The organism is Streptomyces sp. NPDC020422, assembly GCF_044386705.1.
Classification (GTDB): Bacteria; Actinomycetota; Actinomycetes; order Streptomycetales; family Streptomycetaceae; genus Streptomyces.
Genome location: NZ_JBIRVJ010000014.1, coordinates 30709 through 48925, shown reverse-complemented (window position 1 = coordinate 48925; position 18217 = coordinate 30709). Strand labels below are relative to the sequence as shown.

17 protein-coding genes are annotated in these 18217 nt (G+C 72.3%); 7 read left to right on the top strand and 10 right to left on the bottom strand.

Translation table 11 applies throughout. The annotated features are described in order from the left end of the window. Nucleotides 1-27: 27 nt before the first annotated feature. Together ACH414_RS31070 and ACH414_RS31065 are read right to left on the bottom strand one after the other, a co-directional pair. Nucleotides 28-1437, bottom strand: a complete 1410-nt coding sequence (locus ACH414_RS31070) for a hypothetical protein (RefSeq protein ID WP_398944373.1) — start codon at nt 1435-1437, stop codon at nt 28-30. Nucleotides 1438-1833: 396 nt separating this feature from the next. Continuing rightward, nucleotides 1834-2412 carry a TetR/AcrR family transcriptional regulator gene (locus tag ACH414_RS31065; protein WP_382544255.1) on the bottom strand — a complete coding sequence of 193 codons (579 nt, stop codon included), beginning with the start codon at nt 2410-2412 and terminating at the stop codon, nt 1834-1836. Nucleotides 2413-2503: 91 nt separating this feature from the next. Here ACH414_RS31065 and ACH414_RS31060 point away from each other — a divergent pair, with 91 nt between their 5' ends. Further along, on the top strand, nt 2504-2950 hold the full coding sequence (locus ACH414_RS31060; RefSeq protein WP_382544252.1) for an anthrone oxygenase family protein: 447 nt from the start codon (nt 2504-2506) through the stop codon (nt 2948-2950). A 131-nt stretch (nt 2951-3081) separates the two neighbouring features. On the opposite strand, the gene ACH414_RS31055 is transcribed toward ACH414_RS31060, so the two are convergent. Together ACH414_RS31055 and ACH414_RS31050 are read right to left on the bottom strand one after the other, a co-directional pair. After that, nucleotides 3082-3924 carry an oxaloacetate decarboxylase gene (locus ACH414_RS31055; RefSeq protein WP_398944370.1) on the bottom strand — a complete coding sequence of 281 codons (843 nt, stop codon included), beginning with the start codon at nt 3922-3924 and terminating at the stop codon, nt 3082-3084. A 125-nt stretch (nt 3925-4049) separates the two neighbouring features. Then, nucleotides 4050-5438: an enolase C-terminal domain-like protein gene (locus ACH414_RS31050; protein ID WP_398944368.1), complete on the bottom strand. Its 1389-nt coding sequence runs from the start codon at nt 5436-5438 to the stop codon at nt 4050-4052. A 155-nt stretch (nt 5439-5593) separates the two neighbouring features. On the opposite strand from ACH414_RS31050, the gene ACH414_RS31045 reads away from it, so the two are divergent. From ACH414_RS31045 to ACH414_RS31030, 4 genes are all read left to right on the top strand, one after another. Next, entirely contained in the window at nt 5594-6481 is an 888-nt protein-coding gene (locus ACH414_RS31045; RefSeq protein ID WP_382544243.1) for a LysR family transcriptional regulator, read from the top strand. Between the two features lie 100 nt (nt 6482-6581). Continuing rightward, nucleotides 6582-7337 (top strand): (Fe-S)-binding protein, encoded by a 756-nt coding sequence (locus tag ACH414_RS31040; RefSeq protein WP_398944365.1) that lies wholly within the window; start codon nt 6582-6584, stop codon nt 7335-7337. Then, nucleotides 7334-8758 (top strand): LutB/LldF family L-lactate oxidation iron-sulfur protein, encoded by a 1425-nt coding sequence (locus tag ACH414_RS31035; RefSeq protein ID WP_398944364.1) that lies wholly within the window; start codon nt 7334-7336, stop codon nt 8756-8758. Before ACH414_RS31040 ends, ACH414_RS31035 begins: the two co-directional genes overlap by 4 nt. Further along, on the top strand, nt 8755-9390 hold the full coding sequence (locus ACH414_RS31030) for a lactate utilization protein C (protein ID WP_382544236.1): 636 nt from the start codon (nt 8755-8757) through the stop codon (nt 9388-9390). The genes ACH414_RS31035 and ACH414_RS31030 overlap by 4 nt, the downstream gene beginning before the upstream one ends. Before the next feature lie 30 nt (nt 9391-9420). Here ACH414_RS31030 and ACH414_RS31025 read toward each other — a convergent pair whose 3' ends face one another. The 4 genes from ACH414_RS31025 to ACH414_RS31010 all read right to left on the bottom strand — a co-directional run bounded on the left by ACH414_RS31025 (nt 9421) and on the right by ACH414_RS31010 (nt 14125). Continuing rightward, nucleotides 9421-11100 carry a CAP domain-containing protein gene (locus ACH414_RS31025; RefSeq protein ID WP_398944362.1) on the bottom strand — a complete coding sequence of 560 codons (1680 nt, stop codon included), beginning with the start codon at nt 11098-11100 and terminating at the stop codon, nt 9421-9423. Between the two features lie 177 nt (nt 11101-11277). Next, nucleotides 11278-11832 carry a hypothetical protein gene (locus tag ACH414_RS31020; protein ID WP_382544230.1) on the bottom strand — a complete coding sequence of 185 codons (555 nt, stop codon included), beginning with the start codon at nt 11830-11832 and terminating at the stop codon, nt 11278-11280. A gap of 288 nt (nt 11833-12120) precedes the next feature. Then, entirely contained in the window at nt 12121-12909 is a 789-nt protein-coding gene (locus ACH414_RS31015; RefSeq protein ID WP_398944360.1) for an alpha-ketoglutarate-dependent dioxygenase AlkB, read from the bottom strand. Further along, nucleotides 12893-14125: a hypothetical protein gene (locus tag ACH414_RS31010; RefSeq protein ID WP_382544224.1), complete on the bottom strand. Its 1233-nt coding sequence runs from the start codon at nt 14123-14125 to the stop codon at nt 12893-12895. The genes ACH414_RS31015 and ACH414_RS31010 overlap by 17 nt, the downstream gene beginning before the upstream one ends. A gap of 210 nt (nt 14126-14335) precedes the next feature. Here ACH414_RS31010 and ACH414_RS31005 point away from each other — a divergent pair, with 210 nt between their 5' ends. Together ACH414_RS31005 and ACH414_RS31000 are read left to right on the top strand one after the other, a co-directional pair. Further along, entirely contained in the window at nt 14336-15388 is a 1053-nt protein-coding gene (locus ACH414_RS31005) for a mechanosensitive ion channel family protein (RefSeq protein ID WP_382544221.1), read from the top strand. A 94-nt stretch (nt 15389-15482) separates the two neighbouring features. Continuing rightward, nucleotides 15483-16142 (top strand): MSMEG_1061 family FMN-dependent PPOX-type flavoprotein, encoded by a 660-nt coding sequence (locus ACH414_RS31000; RefSeq protein ID WP_382544218.1) that lies wholly within the window; start codon nt 15483-15485, stop codon nt 16140-16142. Between the two features lie 92 nt (nt 16143-16234). Here the strand turns inward: ACH414_RS31000 and ACH414_RS30995 are convergent, their stop codons facing one another. Both ACH414_RS30995 and ACH414_RS30990 read right to left on the bottom strand, forming a co-directional pair. Then, complete coding sequence (locus ACH414_RS30995) at nt 16235-17473, bottom strand: ABC transporter permease (RefSeq protein WP_386566938.1); 1239 nt, start codon at nt 17471-17473, stop codon at nt 16235-16237. Continuing rightward, nucleotides 17470-18213, bottom strand: a complete 744-nt coding sequence (locus tag ACH414_RS30990) for an ABC transporter ATP-binding protein (RefSeq protein ID WP_386567176.1) — start codon at nt 18211-18213, stop codon at nt 17470-17472. The genes ACH414_RS30995 and ACH414_RS30990 overlap by 4 nt, the downstream gene beginning before the upstream one ends. Nucleotides 18214-18217: the final 4 nt, after the last annotated feature.

Sequence of the window (18217 nt, the reverse complement as noted above, 5' to 3'; positions counted from 1 at the left end):
TGGGCGGTCGCGTCACGGTCGCGGACCTCACCCGGCCGTGCGCGGCGTGCAGGGGTCGCAGCAGGCCGGTGCCGGTTCGACGCAGACGCTCACCGAGTCGGCGTTGTCGGAGGGATCGGGGTCCTTCTCGACGGCGGTGGCGACGGCGGTGTTCGTGATCAGGCCGGTCCGGGTCGCCTTCGCGCGCAGCGTGAGCGTGGCACGGGCCCCGACGGCAAGTTCGCCGACCGCCCACCGTCCGGTACCGGGGTCGTACGCGCCGCGGCTCGCGTCCGCCGAGAGGAACGCGAGTCCGGCCGGGAGCCGGTCGGTCACGCTGACGCCGGTCGCCGGGCTGGGGCCGGCGTTGTGGACGGTCACGCGATAGGCGACCGTCTGCCCGACGGTCACGGTCGTCGCGTCGGCCGCCTTCGTCACGTCCAGGTCCGCGGCCGGCCGGACCTCGGTGACGGCCTCGCCGGACGTGGCCGTGAGCGGCTCGGGGGTGGGGCCGAGCCGGTTCTCGTAGGCGGCGGTCGCCGTGTTGGCGACGTGCGTCCCCGCGGTCTCCAGGCCGAGCACGACGCGGTACTCGACGGTCGTGCCGCCCGGCAGGGCCGCGGTGTTGGCGAGGCTCCCGCCCTGCGCGGCGGAAGCGCCGGCGCCGAGGCGGAAGACGACCGCGCCCGCGGCGGCGTCGTGGAAGGCCTGGTCGTCCCCGGCCCGGTCGGTCTTCGCTCCGCTGTTCGGGCCGTCGATCACGCGCAGGGAGCCGGGCACGTACGTGGTGCCGGCCGGCAGCACGTCGGTGAGGGTGAGCCGCTCGGCGGCGCCGCCGCCCTCGTTCCGCGCGGTGATCCGGTACGTGACGACGTCGCCGACGTCCAACGGGCCCTCGGGGACGGCGGTCTTGGTGAGCACCACGTACGGCGCGGTGCCGAAGAAGACCCCGTCGAGGAAGTTGCCGATCCCTCGGTTGCCGCCGGCGGCCGAGATGGAACGGAAGGCGAAGCGGGTGGTGGTCTGCCCGTCCGGGACGGTGTAGGTCCCGGTGTAGTAGCCCCAGGCCGTGTTGCCGTCGGTGAAGGTGCGCTGCTCGACCACGCTGCCCGGGGCGCCGATGTCCAGGGCCATGGTGTCCTGCCCCTGCCGGCCGCGGTGGTAGAGCCGCCAGTACAGCTTGGAACCGGGGGTGGTCGGCAGGTCCTGGTAGAGGGTCGAGACCTGGTTGGCGTTGAGCTCGGCGAACTGCTCGCCCTCCGCCGACGGCACGCCGTTGAAACCGGAGTGCCATAACTCGATCATGTGGTCCGTGGCGGTGGTCAGCCAGCCAGGGACGCTGCGCGGGGCCTGCGTCTGGGAGGCGTCCGGCAGGAACGCCATGTCGGTGACGGCCGGTTGCTCGAAGCTGCCGTTGACGAGGGCGACCCGCAGGGGGGCCGGGGACGGTGTGCTCATGCTGATGCCTCCAGTCTGTCGACCGCGTCGACCGGTGGGCCGTCGCCCGCCGACCCTCGCCCCGGGGAACGGACGGGCGAGGAACGGCTGGGCGGGGAACGGCTGGGTGGGGAACGCTCCGTAGCTCACCGCCCGCCGCCCGGTCACGTACAGTCGCGGCGAAGGAGACCCGGCCACCACGGACTTGCAGGTTTGTGCGCGCCGGCACCCGCAGTCACCGCCCTGGCCCTCGCTCCCGTGCCCGGCGACGCACCCCTCCCCGCTCCTTCGCCACATCCGCCCCGCGGACACCGCCCGCGCTGACCGGATGCCACCACCTCCTGACGAGCAGGCGCCACAGGGAGGGGTGAATTCGCGGGCGCCACATTGACGTGCGGGTGTTCGAAAGCGGGGGCCTCAGGCGATGGCGAGCCGGTCGACCAGCAGCCGCACCCTCCGTTCGGTGTGCTCCGGCGGGAGCCGTCGGGCGCGGGTCAGGGTGGCCAGGCCGTGCAGGGCCGCCCAGAACGTCTCGGTGAACAGCCCCGGTTCGACGCCCTCCCCCGCGACCTCGCCCAGGCTCTCCAGCAGCGCGGCGAAGGCGTCCTTCAGCGGCTCGGGGGTGTCCTCCCGTGCGTACGCCAGGCCGCCGTCGAGCTGGAACAGGGCGTCGTAGACCGCGGGGTTGCGGGCGGCGAAGTCCAGGTAGGCGTGGGCGAGGGCGGCGACGCGCTCGCGCGGGCCCTCGACCTCGGAGGTCGCGGCGCGTACCGCCACGGCCATCTCCGCCGCGCCCTCGAGGGCGACGGCGCCGATGATCTCGCGCTTGCCGCGGAAGTGGCTGTAGAGGACGGGCTGACTGTATTCGATGCGCTCGGCGAGCCGGCGGGTGGTGACCGCGTCCCAGCCTTGCTGCTCGGCGAGTTCACGGGCCGTGGCCACGATGAGGCGCTCGCGTTCCGCCCGTTCGCGCTGCTTGCGTTCCTGTACCGACATAACCGGATCCTAGCATTGCTAGACATCCGAGCGGCAGCAGGTCTAGCGTTGCCTCAACAGCTAGCAGCGCTAGATATCTGGAGGGGTCGCCATGCTCAACGCACTCGAGGTCATCACCACCGTGGGCGTCGGACTGATGGTGGGCGTGGAGTTGTCCGTCGCCTTCGTCATGAACCCGATCCTCAACGCGCTCCCGGAGGACAGCAGCCAGCAGGCGCACGCCCACGGGGGCCGGATGCTCGGCGCCCTGATGCCGTTCTGGTACGTCGGTTCACTCGTCCTCACCGGCACGTGGGCCGTCGCCGGCCGGCACCACCCCGGCACCGGCCTCGTCGTCACCGCCGCCGGGCTGCTGATCGTCAGCGTGATCATGTCGGTCCTGCTGCTCGTCCCGATCAACAACCGGAACAAGACGTGGACCCCCGAGAACCGGCCCGCCGACTGGCGGGAGCAGGTGGACCGCTGGAACCGCTACCACTACGCCCGCGTCGCCGTCATCGTCGCCGCCTTCACCCTGCTGGTCACCGCCCTCACCTGAGCCGGCGGGCGGCCCGCGGGGGGGCGCGCTCCCGGACGACGAGCACGCCCCCCGCAGCTCGTCCCGTACGGGCGGGCCGCCCGGCGCTCAGGGCGAGCGGGGCATCACCCGCATCACCCACATCACCCGCATCACCCGCCGAAGCGTTCGTCGAGGTCTTCGTGGGCGGCGTTGCCGACGATCCGGGCGAACTCCTCGTAGCTGTGCTGCGGAGGACCGCCGGCCGGGGTGCCGGCCGACCGGAGGTGGGTCAGCGCGTCGGCGACCGCGCGCGTCGCGGTGAACAGGGCGGTCAGCGCGTAGAAGGCCAGCGAGAACCCCAGGTCCCGAAGGTCCGCCGCGGTCAGTGCGGTCGTCTCGTTGCCGTCGACGATCGACACCACCTTCGGCCCGTCGATCGCCGCCGCCACCGCCTCCAGCTCCTTGATCGTCCTGATCCCGTCGACGAAGGCCAGATCGGCACCCGCGTCGAGATACAGCCGGGCCCGCCGCACCGCTTCCCCGACGCCCTCGACGGGCAGCGCGTCGGTGCGCCCGATGACCAGCAGCTCGGACGATCCGCGCGCCGCCAGGGCGCACTTGAGGCGCTTGACGCCGCTCTCCGCGTCCAGCAGCCGGGCGCCGCCCCGCTGTCCGCACCGCTTGGGCATGGCCTGGTCCTCCAGGTGGATCGCCGCCACACCGGCCTGGAGATACTCGCGTACGGTGCGGTCGATGTTGCTCGGACCGCCGTAGCCGGTGTCGGCATCCGCGACGACCGGGATCTCCACCGCACGCGTCATGTTCCGCGCGTGCTCGGTCATCTCCGTCTGGCTGAGCAGACCGATGTCGGGCATCCCCAGCCGACTGGCCGTCGCACCGAAGCCCGTCATGTACACCGCGGGAAAGCCCGCCGCTTCCACCAGCCGGGCGGTGACCGCATCGGCCGCTCCGGGCGCCAGAACGATCTCCCCGCCCTCCAGGAGACTCTTCAAAGACGTGGTACGAGCCGACAACGGAACCTCTCCCCTGCCTGAAGGTCGGGCGGATCGCCCTCACCGGACGAGAGGCGAGCTACCCGAACGCACGACCGAGCACACCTCGCCGCCCCGGTCACTCGTCAGCGCACGAGCGCGGGCCGCTTCGCGTCGAACCGCCAGCCGGGGACGAGGTACCGCATGCCGGCCGCGTCGTCCCGAGCGCCCGGCCCCAGGCTCAGATGGAGCTCGTGCGCGGCCTCCACCCGCTCCATGTCCAGCTCGACACCGAGGCCCGGGCTCCGGGGCACCTCCAGGAATCCGTCCTCGATGACCAGCGGCCGCCGCGTGAGCCGCTGGCCGTCCTGCCAGATCCAGTGGGTGTCGATGGCCGTGATGTCGCCGGGCGCCGCGGCGGCCACGTGCGTGAACATGGCCAGGGACACGTCGAAGTGGCTGTTGGAGTGGGAGCCCCAGGTCAGGCCCCAGGCCTCGCAGAGCTGTGCGACGCGGACCGAACCGGCCATCGTCCAGAAGTGCGGGTCGGCGAGCGGGATGTCGACGGCGCCGGTCCGGACGGCGTGACCGAGCTGGCGCCAGTCCGTGGCGATCATGTTCGTCGCGGTGCGCAGGCCGGTGGCGCGCCGGAACTCGGCCATGATCTCCCGGCCGGAGTACCCTCCCTCGGCCCCGCACGGATCCTCCGCGTAGGCGAGGACGTCCCGCAGTTCCCGCCCGAGCCGGATCGCCTCCTCCAGGGACCACGCGCCGTTGGGGTCGAGCGTCACGCGGGCCCCCGGGAAGCGCTGGGCGAGGGCGCGCACGGCCTCGGCCTCCTCGGCACCGGGCAGGACGCCGCCCTTCAGCTTGAAGTCGCGGAAGCCGTAACGCCGCTGGGCGGCCTCGGCCAGCCGGACCACGGCCTCGGGGGTGAGGGCCTCCTCGTCGCGCAGCCTGAACCAGGCGTCGTCGGCGGCATCGGCGCCGGCCGCGCCTCCGGCGGCGCCGGACCGGTACGGCAGGTCCGTACGCCCCCGGTCGCCGATGTAGAAGAGGTAGCCGAGCACGGGCACGCGGTCGCGCTGCCGCCCCTCCCCGAGCAGCTCGGCGACGGGCACGCCCAGGTGCTGTCCGAGGAGGTCGAGGAGCGCCGACTCCACGGCGGTCACGGCGTGCACGGTGATCCGCAGGTCGAAGGTCTGGGCACCGCGCCCGCCGGCGTCCCGGTCGGCGAATCGGGACCGGATCGCGCGCAGCACGGCGTGGTGCTCGCCGACCGGCCGTCCGACGACCAGCTCGGCCGCCTCCGCCAGGGTGCCCCTGATGCCCTCGCCGCCCGGCACCTCGCCCACTCCGGTGCGCCCCTCCGAGTCGGTGAGGACGACGAGGTTGCGGGTGAAGCACGGGGCGTGGGCGCCGCTGAGGTTGAGCAGCATGCTGTCGTGGCCGGCGACGGGGATGACGCGCATCGCGGCCACGACCGGCCCGGTGGCGGCGAGGGGGGCCTTGGGGGCGGAGGCCGTACGGGGCATGGCATGTCCTTCGGCGAGGGAGCGGCGCTGACCCGGCAGACCCGTCCCCGAGCCCGACGACGTGGGGCCCGGGGCTTGCCGGGCACGAATCTAGGAGGGGAGGCTCATACCGGTCCAACACCGTTTTCGCATGCTGTGATACCGGAAGGGCATCAGTGTTCTCCTTGGAGCAACTGCACGGCTTCGTCGCCGTGGCGGAGGAACTGCACTTCGGGCGGGCCGCGGACCGGCTGAACCTGACCCAGCCGCCGCTCAGCCGCCGCATCCAGCAGCTGGAGCGCGAGATGGGCGTGGAGCTGCTCACCCGTACCCGCCGTTCGGTCCGGCTCACCCCGGCGGGGCGGGCCTTCCTCGCCGACGCGCGCAGGATCCTGGAGCTGTCCGAGCACGCGACCCTGTCCGCGCGCCGGACCTCGCTCGGGCAGGCCGGCACCGTCTCCCTGGGTTTCACCGCGGTGGCCGCCTACTCGCAGCTCGATTCCGTCCTGACCGCCGTCCGGGAGCAGCTGCCGCACGTCGACCTGGTGCTGCGCGAGGCGGTGAGCTCCACGCTCCGCGCCGCCCTGCTCGCCGGCGACCTGGACCTGGCCCTCGTCCGTCCGCCGGCGGACGACCCGGGCCTGGTCACGGCCCCGCTCAGCCGCGAGACGCTGCTCGCCGCGCTGCCGGCGGGGCACCGGCTGGCCGGCCGCGCCGCCGATCCCGACGTAGGGGACTTCGACGGGGAGCCGTTCGTCATGTACTCGCCGTCCGAGGCCCGCTACTTCCACGAGGTGCTGACCGGGGTCTTCCGGGCGGCCCGGGTCTCCCCCGTCTTCGTCCAGCACCTCGCGCAGGTGCACACGGTCCTCGCCCTGGTACGCGCCGGACTGGGCGTCTCGCTCGTCCCGGCCGCGGCACGGCGGCTGCGCTTCGACGGCGTGGTGCTCCGCCCGGTCGGCGGCCTGGCGGACGCCCCCGTGGAACTGGACCTGGCGTGGCGGGGCGACAACGACAATCCGGCGCTGGCGGCCCTGGTCGCGGCGATCGCGCCGAGCGCCTGATCGCCACGGCTCGGCACCGGCGGCACTACACTCCCGGAGGCGACACCGCCGTCCGCTACGCGGCAGCCGCCCGACTCGACTTCGGCCCGAGGAACACCTGATGCGCGTCGCCCTCTTCGCCACCTGCGTCAACGACGCCTTGTACCCCTCCACGGCCGTCGCCACCGTGAAGCTGCTCGAACGCCTCGGCGTCTCCGTGGACTTCCCCGCCGCCCAGACCTGCTGCGGACAGCCCCAGTACAACACCGGCTACCGCCGCGAGACCGAACCATTGGTGCACCGGATGGCCCGCGCCTTCGAGGGATACGACCACGTCGTCACGCCGTCGGGATCCTGTGTGGCGATGGTCCGCGACAACTACCCGCGGATCGGCCGGAAGGCCCACGCCGAGGGACGCGGCAGCACACTGGCGGCGGCCTCCGACTCCCTCGTACCGAGGACGTACGAGCTGACGGAGTTCCTCGTCGACGTCCTGGGCGTGACGGAGGTGGGCGCCTACTTCCCCCACGAGGTCACGTACCACCCGTCCTGCCACGGCCTGCGCGTGCTCGGCCTGGGCGAGCGTCCCCGCCGGCTCCTCCGGGCGGTGAAGGGCCTGAAACTGCTGGAGCTGCCGGGGGCGGAGGAGTGCTGCGGCTTCGGCGGCACGTTCGCCGTGAAGAACCCCGCCGTGTCGGCGGCGATGGGCGCCGACAAGATCCGCAACTCCCTGTCCACCGGCGCGGGAGTGCTGTGCGGCGCCGACAACTCCTGTCTGATGCACCTCGGCGGGATGCTGCGCCGCCAGGGCGCCCCGCAGCGCCCCCTGCACATCGCCGAGATCCTCGCGAGCACGGAAGAGGAGCCCTTCGTATGAGCGGGACGTTCATCGGCATGCCGGCCTTCCCGAAGGCCGCGCACGACTCCGTACGCGACGCCACCCTGCGCGCGAACCTGCGCCACGCCACCCACACCATCCGCGACAAGCGGGCGGTCGCCGTGTCCGAACTCGCGGACTGGGCCGAACTCCGCGAGGCCGGGAAGCAGATCAAGGACCGCACGCTCAGCCGGCTCGACCACTACCTGGTGCGGTTGGAGGAGGCGGTCACGGCCGCCGGCGGGACGGTGCACTGGGCCGCGGACGCGGCCGAGGCCAACTCGATCGTGACCGGACTGGTCAAGGCCACGGGCGAACGGGAGGTCGTCAAGGTCAAGTCGATGGCGACGCAGGAGATCGGCCTGAACGAGGCCCTGGAAGCCGAGGGCATCCGCGCCTACGAGACCGACCTGGCCGAACTCATCGTGCAGCTCGGCGAGGACCGCCCCTCCCACATCCTGGTACCGGCGATCCACCGCAACCGCGGCGAGATCCGTGACGTCTTCGGCTCCAAGATGGGCAAGTGGGGCCGCCCGGCACCCGAGGCCCTGACCGACAGCCCAGCCGAACTGGCGGAGGCGGCCCGGCTGCACCTGCGCGAGAAGTTCCTGCGGGCCAAGGTGGGCATTTCCGGGGCGAACTTCATGGTCGCGGAGACGGGCACCCTGGTGGTGGTGGAATCCGAGGGCAACGGCCGCATGTGCCTGACCCTCCCCGAGACGCTGATCTCGGTCGTCGGCATCGAGAAGGTCGTGCCGACCTGGCGGGACCTGGAGGTCTTCCTCCAGACCCTCCCCCGCTCCTCGACGGCCGAGCGGATGAACCCGTACACGAGCATGTGGACCGGCACCACGGACGCGGACGGCCCGAGGACCTTCCACCTCGTCCTGCTCGACAACGGGCGCACCGACACCCTCGCGGACGAGGTCGGGCGGCAGGCGCTGCGCTGCATCCGCTGCTCCGCCTGCCTCAACGTGTGCCCGGTGTACGAGCGGGCCGGAGGGCACGCGTACGGATCGGTCTACCCCGGCCCGATCGGCGCCATCCTCACGCCCCAGCTGCGGGGCATCCGGAGCGAGGTCGACGCCTCCCTCCCGTACGCCTCCTCGCTCTGCGGCGCCTGCTACGACGTGTGCCCCGTCGCCATCGACATCCCCGAGGTCCTCGTCCACCTGCGCGAGAGGGTCGCCGACCAGGGCGGCCCGGGACACCGCCTCGAAAAGGCCGCCGTCAGGGCGGCGGGCTGGGTCCTCGACCACCCCGGCGCCCTCGCCGCGGGCGAGCGCCTCGCGTCGAAGACCCGTGCCCTGCACCCGAAGAAGCTCCCCGGCCCCGGCGCGGGCCAGTGGACGGAGAGCCGGGACCTGCCCGAGATGCCCGTCGAACCGTTCCGCGACTGGTGGAAGAAGAACCGCTCATGAGCCAGGACTCCCGCGAACGCATCCTCGGCCGCATCCGCACGGCTCTCGCCGACGCACCGGCTGCCCCTGAACCGGCCCGCGACTACCTCCCCGCCCACATCCCCGACGACCCCGCGACGGCCCTGGACCTGCTCCACCGGAACCTCGCCGACTACCGGGCGATCGTGCATCGCACGACGGAGGCCGAACTCCCCTCCCTGATTGCGGAACTGCTCGACCGGCACGGCGCCCGCTCGGTCGCCGTCCCGCCCGGTCTGCCCGCGGCGTGGCTGTCCGCGACGACGGCGGAGCAGCGTCACGACGAGGACGCCGCGCTCACCCCGTACGAGCTGGACGCCACGGCCGCCGTGGTCACGGGCTGCGCCCTGGCGATCGCCGAGACCGGCACGATCGTCCTCGACGGCGGCCCCGCCCAGGGCCGCCGCGCCCTGACCCTCGTCCCCGACCTGCACATCTGCGTCGTCCGCACCCCCGCCCAGACCGTCGCGTCCATCCCCCGGGCACTCCCGCGGCTCGACCCGACCCGCGCCCTGACCTGGATCTCCGGCCCCTCGGCCACGAGCGACATCGAACTCGACCGCGTGGAGGGGGTACACGGCCCGCGGACCCTGCACGTGGTGCTGCTCACGTAGTCCGCCCGGGCGTCGGCCACCCGGACACGCTCAGCGGGCGCCGAAGACCTGGGTCCAGTACGGGCCGCCGGAGTCGTGGATGCCGATGCCGATCTCCTTGAAGTCGCAGTTGAGGATGTTGGCCCGGTGGCCGGGGCTGTTCATCCAGGACTCCATGACCTGCTCGGGGCTGGTCTGGCCCATGGCGATGTTCTCGCCGTAGGTGCTCCAGGGATAGCCGGCGGCGGTCACGCGGTCGCCGGGGCCGGCGCCGTCGGGGTTGGTGTGGTCGAAGAAGTCGCGGGCGGCCATGTCGTCCGAGTGGCCCTGGGCGGCGCTGGTGAGGGCCGCGTTGGCCGTGAGGGCGCCGCAGCCGACCTTCGCGCGCTCGGCGTTGACCAGGGCGATGACCTGGTCGGCGACCGAGGACTGGCCGGAGTCGTGGCGGGAGCCGCGGCTGTTCGCGGTCTTCGGGGCGGTGGCCGGTGCGGTGGTCCGGGCGGGTGCCGTGCTGCGCTTCGGGGCGGGGGCCGCCGTGGTGGGCCGGGGGGCCTTGCTCGGGGTGGCGGTGGACGGCTTCGGCGCGCGGGGGGTCCCCGTCGCGGAAGCGGACGCGGACGGAGTGGAGGCGGAGGCGGGGGTCGACGGGGAGGCGGAGAGGGTGCCGAGGTCGTTCGACAGCGGGAGGTCGAGGCCCGGGGCCGCGGCCCGGTTGGCCTCCAGGAGGTCGTCGTCGCCGCCGCGTCCGGCGTTCAGCGTGAACGCGCCGCCGGTCACCGCGACGACGGCAAGCCCGGCCGCGACGACCGCGCGCCTGCGGTTGCGCTCGTCCGTCTGGCGCCGCCGGCGGCGGTCGGCCCGGGTGCCGCGCCGCCCGGCCACGGGGGTGGTGTGGCCGGGCGTGTCTGCGAGGACCGCTTCGAAGGTCCGGGTGTCGGCGTCCCAGGCCGCGGGAGCGGAGACGTCCGGAAAGACGCCTCCCCGGGCGGCTGCCGCGGAGGCTCCCACGACGGTTGCGGCGGAGGCTCCCACGGCCGTTGTCACGGAGGCTTCCGCGTGGACGGGACGCCCGATGTCGGCCCGGGCCGCAGGGAACCCGGTGGCACAGTGTCCGCAACCGGCCGTGTGCCCCGCCATCCGGTCGCGCCAGGCGGCGCCGGGGCGGCCGTCCCAGGCAGCTGCGTACTCGTCGAGGCCCGGGCAGCGGGGGACGCGGGCGAGGGCCGTGGCGACGGAGCGGGCCGCCTCCATCCGAACGCTCACCGTCTCCAGGCGCAGCGCCACCTCGTCCGGCGACCACTGCAGAGCCGTCGCCGTCTCGTAGCGGCCGAGCAGCCCCTCCTGCTCCAGCGACCACAAGGCCGCCAGCACGGCGTCCTCGATGTCGATCCAGCACGAAGCGGGAGACGCACCGGAGGGATCGGCCGGAAGGGGCAGGTCGGCCGTGTGAGCGAGGATGCTCGCCACGCCGATCCCGATGAGCCAGGGGCGGAACGCGTCCGGCGACGGGAGGGTGCCGAGCCCGAACTCGGCACGCACCGACGTGTCGCGCACGATCGCGGAGACGGCGGCGTCAGCACCCGGGCGCCCGCCGAGGGCGCGGGACGCGAGCGCGTGGACCAGGGGCTGGGCGCCGCCGATGAGCTGCTCCCGCGCCCAGGCGTCGCCGTACTGCGCCGCCCGTATCAGCTCCGCACCCGTCAGCTGCTCAAAACCCGTCGTCCGCTGCACGCCGGCCGCCTTCCATGCCTCTTGTGGAGATCCTTGTGCAGGGGAGAGCCGCGGCCCGGACCCGGACAACGGAAAACACGAAAAGCAGTGCTATGACGTGGGTCACACGGACTCCGGGCGTTCCGCTCCCGCCACCCCCGTGGGGGCGGCGGGAGCGGGAGCCGGCGGGGCCGGCTGTCAGCAGGGGCGGATGTGGTAGACGGGGGTCCAGGAGGCGGTACCCGAGTCCTTGGCCACGTTGGACCAGCGTTCGCTGCCGTCGCTGTTGTAGAAGCGGGCCCGGGTCCCGGGGGTCTGGTTGTTGTTGAAGGTGCCGTCGCCGATGCCGTTGAAGTCGTAGTAGCCGCAACGGTAGTAGTCGTAGTTGACGCCCCGGCCGTCCCTGATGCAGAGGTGTCCGTCATTACAGGCGAGGGCCGCGTCGGGACTGGCGAGGTCACGCGTCTCGGTCCGTCCGGGGACGGGCAGCGTGAGCGTGCCGCCGGGAATGGCGAAGGCGTTGGCCGAGGTCTGGCGGGCCCCCGGCTCCTGGGCGAGAACGGCGTCGACCTGCCGCTGGAGCTGCCCGGCCTGCTGCTCGGTGAGGCCGGCGGCCCGCGCCTGCCGGGAATAGGTCTGCTGCTCGTCCGGGGCGGTGGGCGTCGAGGCGTGGGCGGACAGGGCGGTACCCATGAACAGGGCTGCGGCGGCGGCCGTCATTCCCGCGGCTCGGCGGAACGGGACACGCTTCAAGGTCTTCTCCCAAGGTCGGCTGTGCCCCTCGTTCGAGGAGCAAGGCCACCCTTTCCACCGCGCCCTGCGTTCAGTGACCGCTGGCGAGGGCGCGCCATACCGCGCGCGCATTACGGACAGTCGCGAGGGCGCCCGTACCCGCACGTCGGCACCGGTACCGCCTCGGGGCGTCGAGTCGCCCGCGGAATCACCGCGTTCGCGGGCCGGCAGGAGAGAGGACCGAAACCGCCCGTCAACTCTTGATGGGGCTTGACAGCTTCGGCGGCGGGGCGGCCGCCGTGCCATCCGTCAGACGGGCGGCATCAGATCGCTCTCGCTCAGGGTGTAGGTCAGCAGCGGGTAGGTGAAGTCCGTTTCCCGGTTCTCACGGCGCCGGAGTCCGAGGAATTCGACGCTCTGCTCGTCGTCGGCCGACGTGAGGCGCGACCCCATGGGGAGGAAGGCCTGCCCGTCACGGAACCGGACGAAGGTCTTCGACGTCCGGAAGGTGACACCCAGCCACTGGTTCTCTGCCCGCTGGGCGGGGTTGTCCAACACGATCTTGTGCTTGAGCCGCCGATTCGACTCGACGGAGAACACGACGAAACCGTTGTGGTCCAGGGGTATTTCGCGTCGCTCCCCCTCTTTCCCTCCCTGCCCCTCCTTGCGTTCGAAGATCAGCTTCCGCGGCGCGCTCTCCTCGGGATGCCGATAGCAGGAGAAGACGGCGATGAAGGAGTCGTCCGCCAGATCCAGTGCCTGGTCGGAGTGGGCGCCCATCTTCGTGTAGGCGTTCGTGTACTGCTCGACGAGTGCGTTGTTGAAGTCGACCGAGAGGCCCGCTTGTTCTCGTATCCGCCGCGCCAGCCGTTCGTGCACCTCTCCGAAGCGCTGGGCCGGACTGCCGTATCGCGTGGTCGTGCGCACGAGAGGAACCCCGCCTGTCGCGTCGACCTGCGCCAGCACGGCGCCTTGTCGCCCTTTGCCGACATCCTCCAGGCGCGTCGAGGCCGACAGCTCCGCGAAAAGGTCCTCCTGGGTGGACAAGGCGTATGTGCGGACCTCGTCCGAGATCGAGATCCTAGAGTCCGGGGGCACGATAGTCTCCCGCGTTCATGCTGAAGAGGAATGCGTCGCCGTAGTCGACGAACGCGGACGACCTGTTCTCCTCGGCGTACAGCCCGCGCAGGTCGTCCATGCCGGCGGGAGTGGGCGGCTCCAGCTTCACCAGCCCGCCGGCCCGTTTGAGGAAGGTCTGCCCGTCCTTGTGAACGGCTTCGGTCTTCGAGCAGCGCACCACGTAGCCCAGGCGGGTCGGGAGCAGCCCGGCGTCCAGCGTCGACGGCCGGATTTCGTGCGTGTACAGGCGGTTGGTGGACAGCGGCACGAAGAACACGGAGCCGGGATAGAGGGTCAGGGTGAACTGCTGCGGGAGGGCGGGCCCGTGGTGTTCCCCGACGGCCTCCTTGAGGCGGAACCGGAGTCTGGTCAGTCCGCTGGTGCCCTTCACACCGTGGTCGAAGGCGTCATCGGCCAGCGGGCGCAGCGCGTCGAGCCCTTCGTAGAAGGTGCAGAAGGCCATGACGCCGTTGACGGGCATGTCCTTGGTCTTGTCGGCATGGGAGGAGATCCTGGCCTTGGACTGCTTGCGCTCGGCCGTGGCGTGGGTGTTGTGGTAGATCTGGGCGAGGACGTGGTTCAGCGGCGCGTGGTCCTGGAAGACGACGGCCGCCTCCTCGTTCAGGCTGTCGACGATGTGCGTGTCGATCGGGCGGAAGTTCTCGGTCGGCCCGGAGAGATTCGTGGAGCAGCGGAGCAGGCGGAAGTGCCTCTCGTCGCCTTCTCGTGTGACGGGCGTCAGATAGATTCCGCTGCGATGTGCCGTTCCGGGCTTGGTGGATTCCGTGAGGGACTGGAATTCGTGGCCCTCTCGAATCCGACCGAAGTGGTCGTCGTCGCTTCCGAAGAAGTCACGGTAGTACACGCCTACGCCGTGCACCCGGACGGGAACTCGCCCGAGACCGACGAGCGTCCAGGCCCGATGGGCCTCCTCGTCGTAACCGTGCGAGAGCTCCCGCACCACGAACACACGGGAGGCCGCCTCGAGTCGGCGTGTGCCGAACTCGGAGATGTCGCCGCACAGGTAGACGGTCTTGCCCGCGAGTTCGAGCGAATCGGAGGCGGCAAGGTCCTCCGGTGTCATCACGGATCCGAAGAATTCCCTGACCGGTTCGTCGTCCCGCATGGACGAGGGCGCGACCAGGACGGTGCGCGCGTCCACGAGGGACGCTTCGGTCGACTCCGTCGTGCGCATCGGACGGCACCTGCCCTTCACATATCCGTTGATCTTCGATGCTGTCACGGAGGCTCGACGTCGGGCAACGGACCTTCGCCGCCGGGCCTCTTCGCGGGACCCGCGGGCCGCGCGCGGCGAGCGGCCCGACGCATGTTTGACGTGCTCAGCGCCCGGTGAGGCGTAGGCCACGGGCCTCTTCGACTCATCGACACACCGACTGGGGAGCACATGGAGAGCGTTATACGTCTGGCGATCTGCGTCGGCGGCTCGGCCTTGGCGGCACTCCTCGTCTGCCGCCTGGCGGATCTACTGGCACGGTTCGCCGACGCACGACACCCGGAGACCCCGCTGTGGGGGCTGCTGCGCCGCTGCCGCACGCCGCTGTACGTCGTCGTGTCGGCCGCCCTGATCAGGTGGACGTACCCCCTGGCGGCGACCGGCGCGGGGCCGCTCGACGCCCATGCGCAGGGGGTGAGTCGCGTGCTGCTGCTGTGTCTGATCGGCGGCGGAGCGTGGCTGACGATCCGGACGATCGCCGCGGTCGTCGAGTCCTCGTACGCGCGGTACGCGGGACGTTCACGCGATGCCGCTCGGCTGCGCCGGGTCCGTACCCAGGTCACGCTGATCATGCGGGCGGTGTCCGTAGCCGTCGGTGTGATCGCCGCCGCGGCGGCCCTCGTCACCTTCCCCTCGTTCCGCACCCTCGGCACGTCGCTGCTCGCTTCGGCCGGCATCATCGGCATCGTGGCCGGTGTGGCGGCGCAGTCGACGCTGAGCAACCTCTTCGCGGGTTTCCAGATCGCGTTCGGCGACATGGTCCGCATCGGCGACACCGTCGTCGTGGACGGCGAATGGGGGGTGGTGGAGGAGGTGACCCTCACCTTCCTGACCGTCCGCACCTGGGACGAGCGCCGCGTCACCCTCCCCGTCTCGTACTTCACGTCGCGGCCGTTCGAGAACTGGTCGCGCGGTGGCGCGGAGATGACGGGGTCGGTGTTCCTCTACTGCGACCACTCGACGCCGGTCGCGCTCGTACGGGCACACCTGAAGGAGTTCCTGGCCACGTGCGGCACCTGGGACGGGCGGGCCTGGGACCTCGCGGTCACGGACACCTCGCCGACCGGCATCACGATCCGGGCGATCGTGACCGCCAAGGACGCCGACGACCTGTGGACGACCCGATGCGCCGTACGGGAGGAACTCGTCGCCTGGCTCGCCCGCGAGCACCCGGGTGCCCTCCCCAAGGTCGTCACCGCTCCGGCGGCGGACGCCTTCGACTAGGTGCGCCCGGCCGATCGCCGTCCGGCCCGTCCGGGGCCGGCGTCGCCGGGCGGCTCCGGCTCGATGGCCGCCCGGCCCCACTAGGGTCGGGCGCATGACGACACCCCTTGCCCTCAGTGCCTTCGAGTCGCTCCGCCTCGACGCCGTGTCCGACCCCGAGGCACTGCGCCAGGTGTACGCGCTTCCCTCCGACGCGGCCGTGCGCAAGCAGATGGACGAACTCACCGAACAGACCCGGCAGCTGATCGGATGCTCCTCGCTGGTCCTGGTCGCCAGCGCGGACGCCGACGGCAACTGCGACGTCTCCCCGCGCGGCGGGCCCGCCGGGTTCGTCTCCGTACTGGACTCGCGGACCGTGGCGATACCGGACGCGACCGGCAACAAGCGCCTGGACACCCTGCAGAACGTCATCGCGACCGGACGGGTGGGACTGCTGTTCGTCGTACCCGGGCGCACCACGACGCTCCGGGTGAACGGGCGGGCCTGCGTCTCCACCAGGCCGGAGCTGCTGTCGCAGCTGACCGCCGTGGGCAAGCCGCCGGCCAGCGCGCTGGTCGTGGGGATCGAGGAGGTCTACCCGCACTGCCCCAAGTCGCTGCTGCGCAGCGGGGCCTGGAAGCCGGAGGAGTGGTTGCCCGCGGACGCCCAGCCGACCTCGGCCGAGGTGACGCTGGCGCAGTTGCGGATGCCGGAGCTCACGATCGCCGACATCGAGCAGAGGGAGGCGGATTCGTTGAGGTACCGGTACGAGTGACGGGCCGGGCGGGAGCCCGCGGGCACGGGGAGCCGACGCCTGACGGGGTGCCGTGGGGCCGGGTGCCGTGCCCGCCCCCACGGCGTGCCTCCCTAGCCGGCCGCGAGGGCCAGTGTCGGTGAGAGCCGGGACGCCCGTACCGCCGGGTAGAGGCCCGCAACCGTGCCGATCGCGAGCGTCGCGGCGAAGCCGCCCGCGGCCGACCAGGGTGGGACCACCCAGGGCAGGCCGCCCGCGGTGGCGTACGCGGCCACGGCGGCCGCTCCGAGGGCCACGCCGGCCAGGCCGCCGAGGCCCGAGAGCATCAGGGACTCGGTCACGAACTGGATCCGGATCTGGCCCCGGGTCGCGCCCAGTGAGCGGCGCAGGCCGATCTCGTGGCGCCGTTCCAACACCGAGATGATCATGGTGTTGGCGACGCCGACGCCGCCCACCAGCAGGGCGATGCCGCCCAGGCCGAGCAGCAGCGTGGAGAAGGCGCCTTCGGTGGCGGCCTTCGCCTTGAGCGCCGAGGACGGGTCGCTGACCGACACGTTCTGCGGGTTCTGCGGGTCGATGGTCGGCGCGAGCAGGCGCTGGACCTCGCGTACCGAGGTGTCCGTGGAGCGTTCGTACACCGCGGTGGGGTGTCCGTCGAAGCCGAGCAGCCGCTGGGCGGCGTCCCAGCCGACGAGCGCCGAGCGCTCGATGTCCGGGGCGAGCGGCAGCGGGTCGAGGATGCCGACGACGGTGAAGTAGCGGTCGTCGAGCCAGACCTGCCGACCGGGCCGGTCGATGCCCAGCCGCTCGGCCGCGACATGGCCGAGGACCACGGCCGGGTAGCGTCCGTTCGCGGCGTTGAGCCAGGTACCGGAGGCCGTTCGGCCGCGCAGGACGTCGAGCAGGCCCTCGGTGGCGGCCTTCACGGCGATGCCGCCGGTCTCGGCCTCCGGGATCTTCTCCGAGCGGCGCACCGAGCGGGCGAGGTCGCCGGTCGCGCCCGCGCTCTCCACGCCCTCGATGCGCGAGACCGTGCCGACCGCGTCCTTGGGCAGTTTGACCTGCTGTCCGCTGAACATCCCCTCGCCCGGCTTCGCGACCAGCATGTTGGTGCCAAGGGCGTCGAGCTGCCGCAGCAGCTGGGCCTGGCTGGACGCCGAGATGCCGACCACCGCGATCATCGTCGCGATGCCGATGGCGATGCCGAGCGCGGACAGCACCACGCGGACGGGCCGGCTGCGCAGCCCGGCCGAGCCGACGTGCAGGACGTCGCGCGGGCCGAGTCTGGCCGCTTTCAGAGCGGTCCGGCGGACGGTGGCGACGGCGAGCCTGGGACGGGTGGTCCGCCTCATGCGACGACGACCTTTCCCCGTGCCGTGTCCGCGACGACGCGGCCGTCACGGATCCGGACCTGCCGCGGCAACCGGCCCGCGATGTCGGTGTCGTGCGTGATGACCGCGATCGTGGCGCCCTCGGCGTTGAGCGCGTGCAGCAGTTCCATCACCGCCTCGCCGGACGCCGAGTCGAGCGCGCCGGTCGGCTCGTCGGCGAGCAGCAGCGCCGGCTCGCCGACGACCGCGCGGGCGATGGCCACGCGCTGTTTCTGCCCGCCGGAGAGCTCGTGCGGGCGGTGCCGCATGCGGTCGGCGAGCCCCACCCTGGCCAGCGCGTCGGCGGCCATGCGGCGGCGTCGGGCGCGGGGCAGGCCGGAGTACAGCAGCCCCTCGGCGACGTTGTCCACGGCGGCGACGCCCGGCACCAGGTGGAAGGCCTGGAAGACGAAGCCGATGTGCCGGGCGCGCAGCGCGGAGAGCTTGCGGTCGGTCAGCGTGGCGACGTCGTGCCCGGCGATCGCCACGGTGCCGGCAGTGGGCCGGTCGAGGGTGCCCACGATGTGCAGCAGGGTCGACTTGCCGGAGCCGGACGGGCCGACGATGCCGACCAGCTCGCCCTCTGCGATGGCGAGGTCGACGCCGTCGAGGGCGCGGACCCCGCCGGCGTACTCCTTGACGACCCCCTTGAGGTCCACGACGTGCTTCAGCGGGGGCAGCTGGGCGTCGGGGCCCTCGGCGGCGAACGCGTCCGGGTTCATGTCC